Genomic DNA, 8683 nt, shown 5'->3' on the forward strand with positions numbered 1-8683 from the left:
GACAATTACAGGGCAGCCACGCCGAACGTTTGGCGCAGGAACAACAACTGCGGCGACAACCGTTCGGAGCAGCCCGGCAACATCTCAACGCGGCACTTGCCGAGCGGCGAGCCGTGCAAGTTCAACACGTTCAACTTGCGCGGATGTATGCCCGGATGGGCTATCCCGATGCGGCCAAACGACAATCCGATACGGTGCCTGCGGCATCGGCGAGAATGTTTTGCCGGATCGATTGCGACATGACACTGGGGTTACGTGCGTTGCGTGCCGGACGGATCGAGGACGCGTTGCGAGTGCCGGCGGAGTCGTTTGACCTACTTCGCCGCGCGATCGAATGTGGCGCCGTCATCGACCCCTGGGACATCCTGGGATTTGGGGGCAACTTTAGCTTGTACCCCAGCCCCGAATGCAGCGTCCATGATGCCCGCGTGGACGACTTGCTGTTCATGATCGAACAGATGTTTAGTTACATGGCGAGGGTTTGGAGCGAGGCTGCAGCGCAGAACAACCAACCCGCCTATGACGAGATGGAAACGCGTTATCGCGAGATGGCCGAGTGGTGGCGTCAATTCGCGGCGCACACGATCGATTCGATCGAAGCCACCGATCCGCTGGAATCCTACGACTCGGCAAAACTTGTCGCGCGAGCACTGCGGTTGTGGCACGAAGGGGGCGCCGAGGCAGGCAATATCGCTTTCTGGGCACCTCATGCTGAACTGTTTGACTCGCCTCGCGCGTACGCCCTGGTTATTTCCGCACTGCTTGACCGCGACGATTTCACGCCCGCGATGGCGTTACTGGTGCACTGGCTGAACAACGCCGACCGCGTGGGCCTGCGACTCGGTGGCAGCTCGTTGCCGCGACTTGCCGAACGATGGTTGCTGCGATTGCGATTCTCGCTCGAAGGCGAAGGCGAAGCCTATGTGCAGCCCGCACTAAAACAGGCCGCTGGAAAAGACACGGCAAAAATCTGGCCGCTCGTTCGCAAATTCTTTGACTACCTCGAAGCCAATGCCGAGTCGTTTTGGTCGGCACCGGAATTCAATCTGGATCAATCGCCTGGCACTTCGAAAAAACGCGACTGGGATCGCGAGCTGCTGCAAATCGAGGAAGGGGATGACGACGAAGCGGGACTGTATGACGCCGCTTACGAAGACATGTCCTATCGCGATACCACCGACGATGGCAACGAAGGCGCGATCTACGAATACGGTGACGACGGCAGCCGCGATGAACTCGAAGCGGAATCAAAACGGCTGACCGAACACCTCAGTTTCATGCAGTCGTTGGCACGCATGTGGGCCGTGGCCGCCGACGTCGCGGTGATGGACGAAGACGAAAACGATCTGTCCGATCGTGTGCACTCACTCGAAGCATGGGGCGCTCGGGCTCGCGAGAACCGTATCGGGCTGCTCGAACTACTTGATGCAGTGCGTCGCTACAGAATCACCTCGGGCGGCAGTGACAAAGAGTCGATGCGGAACTATGACCGCCATCGGGTGCTGCGGGATTCGTTGATGGAACGGATCATCGGCACTGCGGTCGAGATGTCCGATTCGCGGCGATTGGTCTGTGGTGCATTGCTGGCGCACCCCACGACGAGCTGGGATTCGATTGACCCCGACGACGAGATGGTCGAAGACGACGTGAAAAGCGTCAAAATGTTCGCCGCTTTGATCGCTGGCGATACCGAGGCGGTCCGCAAGCAATTCCCGTCGTTCTTAGCGGCACTGCGTGACAAGAACCTGCTGTACATCCCGCTGTCGCGTGGCGGCGATCCGGTGAAGATCTATGTCGCTCGATTGCGACAACGAGTGCTGCGTCACTTGATGCTGTGGTTGCCACGACGTGGTTTGATTGCCGAAGCATGCCAGTTGATTGAAACGGCACGCGAGATGGAACAACTGAACCCGATCGGCGTCGGCGCCGTCACCGAATTCGATGGACTTTTCCAAGTCGGATTTCGCGCCCTGGTCGCTTCAATCGTCGAATCAGTGCGAATCAACAGCCAAGCCGATCAAGACGAACCGGTCGACGAAAAGGCCATTGCCGATGACCTGATTCCATTGCTGGAACGGTTAACCGAAACACTGCTAGGCAGCTGGCTCGCGCATAGCCAAACACTGCGATTGTCACCGCTGGAAACGGTCACCGACCCAAAGAAATGGCAGCAACTCGTCGAGTTCATTAAAGAGTACGGCGACCCAATCTTTACTCAAATGTTTTTGCAACTTGGCAACGTGCGTGCCATTCTGCATCAAGGCGTGGGCGTTTGGTTGGAACGCGTCCTCGAAGAAGGGGACGACCAATTTTGTGACACCAAGCTGTTCGAGGACCTTGAATCGGGTGCTCTGAAGATCTCACGCGCCGAGCGTCCGATCGCACTGGTGTACGAGGCATTGATCGATCATCACGCCGAGTACCTTGATTACAACAGCACCACAACGCAAAGCGACCGCGGCGACCTAGTCTATATGTTTTTGGACTTCCTACGGCTGCGTGTTCGCTATGAACGGATTGCTTGGAACCTGAAACCAGTGATGTGGGCGCACGAGGTTTTGGTCCGCAGCGGACTCGAAGCGGCGTCGGTCCTGTGGCGCCGCAGTCTCAGCGAACGCATCGATTCGGAGGCCGAAATCTACGTCACCAAGCTTCGTCAGATGCAGAAAGACTATGCGATGCGAATGCCGACGGTCGCCGACCGCATCCTTGAACGGTTTGTGCAACCGATGACGATCGATCGAATGCGGGCGTTGGTGGGACCGGCGATGCGTGATGCCGAGAACAATCAACCAAGCCGAGCGTTCGAATTACTCGAGGAAGAATCCGAGATTTTGACGCGGCACCCCACCGGCGTCGGACTCGATGTTCCCGCGTGGCTGGACGCGTTGGAAGAAGAAGTCGAACAGCTAGCAAAGCGACGGATCAGCAGCGAGATTGATCCCCAGTCGTTGATCACGATTCCGGTCACGCCGCTGAGCGTCGATGAACTGAATGACCAATTAACGCTCGCGCGTAGTCAGGGGCGTCGTTTGCCGCACATGCAATAGGTAAACGTCTAATTCGCTTGCATCTTACTTTTTATTTTGAGGCAAGCTCGCAAGATTTTTCCTGCGAAATTTTCTTCTGCAAACTATGCGGATAAACGAATCTTTACAAAAGTGGTCGAGCTATCCATACTGCGACCCGCACGTGATGGACGCAGGGCACTCTGTAAACATTCGTCCGGATTATTTCGTTCGAAAAACTCACTGAGAACCAAATCGGAATGGACCACTTTTCGACAAGCAAAGACACACGGATGAACATGCTTGCCATTAGCCAGTTATCCACACTGCGATGGAGTTTTTCAGAAGACGTTCACGCGTACGCATCACGAGGCTTCACAGGAATCGGAGTCTATCGTCCCAAGCTGGAAGACTTTGGTCTTGACCGAACCATCGAATTGCTTGCCGAAGCCAACATGTCCGTCACGTCACTTTCATGGGTCGGCGGTTTTACCGGCAGCGATGGACGCGCGACCGACGACGCGATTGCCGATGCGATCCACGCTGTTCGCGACGCGGCAAATTTGAAAGCTGACACCTTGATCGTGCTTGCGGGAGGTCAAAACAATCACATCCGCAATCACGCTCGCCGCACTCTCTGTGACGCGCTGCACGAGATCGCGATTGTGGCCGAAGAGTTTGGCGTTCGCTTATCACTCGAACCGTTTCATCCCGGGTGTGGCGACGAATGGTCGTTTGTAAACGACTTACAATCGACCCTCGACATTATTGAAACCGTGGGCAGCCCCAACTTGGGTTTGGTACTGGACACGTACCATGTCGGCATGGACGAAGAGGTCGTGCGTTGGCTACCCGACGTGGTACCTCATTTGCATCTGGTTCAACTTGGCGATGCCCGCCATTCACCGCTAGGCGAGATGAACCGCTGCTTGTTGGGCGAAGGCTGTGTTCCGCTACGCACGATCCTGGAAACGCTTCGCGAGCATCGCTACGCCGGTCCGCTGGAAGTCGAATTGATCGGCGAAGATGTCGAGACTCATTCGTACGACGAGATCCTTGATCACGCCCGCAACTTCTTTGATCGCATGCCCGGACTCGTCGGCCACAAGTAAACGAAGCGGCACAGCCAAGAGTCAATAGAGTACCGGCTTCTGCAGTGTCTTTGCTCGGGTCGCTGCGTGTCTCCGATAGCTATCCGCGTTTTGCCGGCGAAGCGGTGTCGCCTAACGTCGCTTCGGTTCCAGGGGAACGGGCTTCGGCAACCAATCCACCGACATAGATAAGTCCAGCAGACACAGCCGAGGCAGTGGCGATCGCAGTCAACGCACCGACCGCGTATCGAATGTACTTGGCGATGACAACCATCCCCATGAACCCGATCTCGCCCGTAGACTCAGGTGCAAGCATGTCCGCACTTGGCCAGACACCCCAGAGGACTGCGGCGAAGCAAGCCAGCGAGAACAATACGAAGAGAGCAAAAATCAACTTCGGCGGCAAAGCAGTGACTCCATGATCCTTGACCAAGCCGGCAGCTTATTCACCGTTTTCGGCTGTCGTTGAGTGCGACGTCGGTGCTGCTGCAGAGACCGTCCATTGCGGGATCGGGATCATCGACGACCGAGCCACCAGCAGGAGCATGCCAGCCAAGATCACGAGCATCGGCATTTCATGATCGACGTGAAGTCGACCAGATTGCCGGAGCACCGAGAGCAGGCTTGCGATGAGGAAGAAGGGACCGATGGCGACCGTGACTTTGTCGATACCGTGCATGACCATCGGAAGCAGCCCGGCGGCCGCAAGTCCGAGAGTCCAAATCCAGTTGATATCGGGCGCTAAACCGAGCGACGAGAGTAGCCATCCCACTCCGACAACGATTAGCACAAAAGGAAGCAGAAGCGTTCGTTTGTCGGCAGCAAATGGAGGTCGATCAGGCATTATCGGTTGGATGCGGTGCAATCGGCGTGGAGAACAGTAGCAGGGATACCGTCTACAGCCGGGTGTTACCTACATTGACGGCGGAGAACGAATCCAATCCCCCCACCAGCATACCACCGAATCATCGACCACGCGGCGGCGAATGCAAAAAATCGACTGCGTAACTTGTCGGGGGTTACTGCCTCGGCGGCACTCGGCAGCGCTGGAGTCTCCGCGTTTTCGAATTCGACGCAAGGTTCGCCTGAATCACCACGCTCGAGCGACGGTGACCTGCCGCACCTTCCCCTAGCGACTTGTTGCTTCACCGTTGGCTTGGGCGGTATGGGAATCCCAGAGCGGGATGCGGCGGTCTTCCGAAAGGAACTCGCGGTTCACTCGCTCGGGGTCCTGCTGCGACCACGTCTCACGCATCGACGACGATGTCACCATTTTCCGGACGCCATCGTCGTGCCAAACACATTCGTAGAGTGTCGGGTTCCAGCGACGGGTAGGTAATTGCGAGGGCTTCTTTACCAACCGCCAGGCGCGGACATGAAAACGCTTCTCTTGTTTTGACCAATCGTAGAAGATCAGCTGCTGAAACACTTCGCGGCCATTCTCATCGACAAAGTGATTCAGCTCGATCATATCGACCCGCTGAGTCCTATTCGATGGACCTTGATCCGCCACACCGGACACGGCGGTGGCGACGATAAAAGTGGCAATCGACCAAAATGTAGACATCGCGATTCTCCTCTAATTCGAAATCACAACATTGGCGTTAGCGAATCGTACCAACGCATGTAAAGAGTGATACGGAGGTCAAAAAAATCGGGGGGCGATCATGCCCTCATACCGATCGGCGGCAATTTTGGCCGCCGCTGCCGTGATTTGTTTTTCTGGCACGCTCGAAAAATCACGAGTAAAACGGCCAGTAGGAGGCCAGAAACTCCAAGCTGAATTCGCCACCCCAAACAGCTTAACGCCAGTGATTGGTGCCGTAGAGAACCGAAACAAGGCGGCAAACCGCAATAAAAACACAGCCTTTCCGCTGCGGCGACCCCTAGTTTTTGGAGAGCCGTGGGACTCGTCAAGCGTTTCGGTTGGCTTAGCAGAGCCCATCGAGAGTCTTGCTGGCATCCGCTAGGAAGACTTACTCACGTTTTCTTCTGTGGATTTTTCTTCCGTTGACACTTCTTCGGATCGTGTCTCGGTTCGAACACGAAGCCGAACACGGTCGTCTTCGAATTCGATCTCCTCAAACCGCCCCAACCACTTGGCGGTCTCGGGATTTTTATACAGATTTTTTGCCAAGTCTTCGCCTGCCATCGCATCCACGATCGCTTGGGGCACCTCGCTTCCTTTGACTTCGGCACCGATCAGTTTGATCACGACCAAGCCCTCTTCAAGCGCCACGTCAAAACGAGCTTTTGCATTGAAGTAGCGTCCCTCGCCACCTGGCAACATATCGGTCGGCACACTGACGTCGCCGACCACTTGCCCCTCGACAATCTCGATATGCAATTTGCCACGCAGCGATTCATCTCGGCTGATCAACGCATTAATATCGCTGGCCGTTAACACCAACTCTTTGTATTGAATTTCAGGCTCAGGCACCTCGAGCGACTGTTTGAAGGTTTCAATTTCCGCCTCAAGTTCTTCGTACTGCTCCGGTGCATAATCGACCGTGGGCAGTTCGACCGGGGCGGTAGCTGTGAACTTCTCGACTTGCCCCGAGTAGAGCCAATAGGCTCCCGCGGCCACACAACCGACGGCGGCGGTGAAAAAAAAGAAGACACCGAGACAACCATAAAACCAGCATCCTTTTGAATTCGTGGATGCGGAAGGTTCTGCGTTTTGAGGGACGTGATTGTCGCGAGGGAAATTCGACATGGAACCTTGGACCGAGGCGGTGTGCAGGAGGGGGGAGGAAATCATGGAGAACTTGAAACCGCTCCCCTGAATTACGACTCACCAATCGCGGCGCGGAACACGCTTGCGTTCCGCTGCCTCAATCACTGTACTCAAATCCCAGCACTGAAGGATCTCTCTAGGCGAGATCGACATGCCCATGCAGGATCACTAGCCAACGCACCACATTTCCTGGAACCACTGCACTCGCACGGCACGCGTGGCGGTGTACTTGCCGGTCGCTGGATCAAACTTGTTGTTTTCCAGGAAGCTGACCAAGGCGTCGTGAGGCACTTCGGCATGCTGCGACACAACATCCACCGTTTCGCTTTCGGGTTTCCAGTCATACAACAATTTGTTGTCACGCTCGAACCATTGGTCCAAGTACTCCGCATTGCTGCCGCTGGTGACGACAAAGTCACATTGCTTTTTGCACAGAAAGCACAACAACTTCGACGCCAATTCGCGTGCTTGGACTGTATTTTTATTGCAAGCGTTCGCCGCGATGTTCCAAATGCTGACAAAGCCGTCTTCATCGATATCCGCAGGCGCCGCCTTGATATCGGACAACGATAATACCGGCGCCGCAGGGGCCGCCGATTCGGTTGCTGCTGCATCCACACCAGCTTGACCTTCGATCGCAGTATCCTCAGCCGTGTTGTCTAATTCCGTATCCGCCATCTAAATTCCTCAGTAATATCAAACTATTTCATGCAATCGGTTAGGTATGTCTGTATTGTAACATACTGAACCTAAAAAACGCATCCGTGATCTAAGCGATGACCGCAGCACGTGAATCGGCCAAAATGAATGGCATCAAGATTATCACGTCCCAGCGATCACTAAATCCATTGCGTGGGTCTAATCCCCCACCTTAAGAAAGCAGCAAAAAGGACTAACTTTTTTGCTTTGCTTGTTCGACTTGTCGCTGCCGCTCGGCAAAACGACGCTTTTGTTCGTCACTAATTTTGTCAACGCACTGCGGACAATGAATCCCTGGCTTGTAATCGGCATGCTGCTGGGCGTCGGTATCGACCGGCCAACCACAGGCAAAACACAAGACATGTTCACTGACGCTCAATCCATGTCCCACCGCCACCCGTTCATCAAAAACGAAACACTCGCCATTCCAACGTGACTCTTCCTTGGGAACCTGCTCGAGGTACTTCAAAATGCCTCCGCGAAGATGATACACCTCTTTAAATCCACGTTGCTTTAACAATGCGGTCGACTTTTCGCAGCGAATCCCCCCCGTACAAAACATCGCCACCTTGGTGTGTTTTTCGGGATCAAGATGGTTGTCGACATAGTCCGGAAACTCGCGAAACGTGTGCGTGTCTGGATTGGCCGCCCCTTCGAAGGTCCCAATCGCCACTTCGTAATCGTTGCGAGTGTCGATCAGAACCACGTCGGGATCGCTAATCAAATCGTTCCAACGCTCGGGGTCGACATAGGTCCCCACCGAGTCGTTGGGGTCAATCCCATCGACACCGAGCGTGACAATTTCCTTTTTCAAACGAACTCGCGAACGCTTGAAAGGGATCTCGTCACAGTACGATTCTTTTACATCAAGGTCGGCCAATCGCGGATCCGAGCGAAGCATCGACAACAACGTGTCGATCCCTTCTCGCGATCCCGCAATCGTCCCATTAATCCCCTCGGTCGCCAGCAGCAACGTGCCGCGCACCTTGCACGCCGTCATCTCGGCAAGCACGCGAGGTTTGAGCTCGACGTAATCCGGAAGCGAAACGAACCGGTACAGGGCGGCAACGACTACCGCAGGGGATTTGTCAGCCATTTTGTTCACTCAACCACCGCAATGTGGATCAAACCAACATGCGAAGTGCAGC

At 55.2% G+C, this 8683-nt stretch carries 8 protein-coding genes; 2 read left to right on the top strand and 6 right to left on the bottom strand.

Annotation, left to right across the window (positions count from 1 at the left end; translation table 11 throughout):
* On the top strand, positions 1-3050 hold a 3050-nt coding region (locus ABX962_RS22535; protein ID WP_372722524.1), incomplete at its 5' end, for a hypothetical protein.
* A gap of 251 nt (positions 3051-3301) precedes the next feature.
* Positions 3302-4120, top strand: a complete 819-nt coding sequence (locus tag ABX962_RS22540; protein ID WP_339937304.1) for a sugar phosphate isomerase/epimerase family protein — start codon at positions 3302-3304, stop codon at positions 4118-4120.
* 79 nt (positions 4121-4199) lie between these two features.
* Here the strand turns inward: ABX962_RS22540 and ABX962_RS22545 are convergent, their stop codons facing one another.
* From ABX962_RS22545 to ABX962_RS22570, 6 genes are all read right to left on the bottom strand, one after another.
* Positions 4200-4505, bottom strand: a complete 306-nt coding sequence (locus ABX962_RS22545) for a hypothetical protein (protein WP_372722525.1) — start codon at positions 4503-4505, stop codon at positions 4200-4202.
* Positions 4506-4541: 36 nt separating this feature from the next.
* Positions 4542-4943: a hypothetical protein gene (locus tag ABX962_RS22550; protein ID WP_345687344.1), complete on the bottom strand. Its 402-nt coding sequence runs from the start codon at positions 4941-4943 to the stop codon at positions 4542-4544.
* Between the two features lie 285 nt (positions 4944-5228).
* A complete protein-coding gene (locus ABX962_RS22555) occupies positions 5229-5666 on the bottom strand; it encodes a hypothetical protein (protein WP_372722527.1) in 438 nt (145 codons plus the stop codon).
* Between the two features lie 399 nt (positions 5667-6065).
* The gene (locus tag ABX962_RS22560; RefSeq protein ID WP_372722529.1) at positions 6066-6860 is read right to left on the bottom strand and encodes a hypothetical protein; all 795 of its coding nucleotides are present in this window, start codon (positions 6858-6860) and stop codon (positions 6066-6068) included.
* Between the two features lie 144 nt (positions 6861-7004).
* Complete coding sequence (locus tag ABX962_RS22565; protein WP_372722531.1) at positions 7005-7514, bottom strand: hypothetical protein; 510 nt, start codon at positions 7512-7514, stop codon at positions 7005-7007.
* A 214-nt stretch (positions 7515-7728) separates the two neighbouring features.
* On the bottom strand, positions 7729-8631 hold the full coding sequence (locus ABX962_RS22570; protein ID WP_372722533.1) for a rhodanese-related sulfurtransferase: 903 nt from the start codon (positions 8629-8631) through the stop codon (positions 7729-7731).
* Positions 8632-8683 lie beyond the last annotated feature (52 nt).

Origin of the sequence: Novipirellula sp. (assembly GCF_041583735.1) — a bacterium.
Classification (GTDB): Bacteria; Planctomycetota; Planctomycetia; order Pirellulales; family Pirellulaceae; genus Novipirellula.

Bases quoted from the DNA above. Each gene is read 5' to 3' on its own strand.
- ABX962_RS22560 (WP_372722529.1), bottom strand. From the start codon at position 6,860: ATGATTTCCTCCCCCCTCCTGCACACCGCCTCGGTCCAAGGTTCCATG.
- ABX962_RS22540 (WP_339937304.1), top strand. From the start codon at position 3,302: ATGAACATGCTTGCCATTAGCCAGTTATCCACACTGCGATGGAGTTTT.
- ABX962_RS22555 (WP_372722527.1), bottom strand. From the start codon at position 5,666: ATGTCTACATTTTGGTCGATTGCCACTTTTATCGTCGCCACCGCCGTG.
- ABX962_RS22565 (WP_372722531.1), bottom strand. From the start codon at position 7,514: ATGGCGGATACGGAATTAGACAACACGGCTGAGGATACTGCGATCGAA.
- ABX962_RS22550 (WP_345687344.1), bottom strand. From the start codon at position 4,943: ATGCCTGATCGACCTCCATTTGCTGCCGACAAACGAACGCTTCTGCTT.
- ABX962_RS22570 (WP_372722533.1), bottom strand. From the start codon at position 8,631: ATGGCTGACAAATCCCCTGCGGTAGTCGTTGCCGCCCTGTACCGGTTC.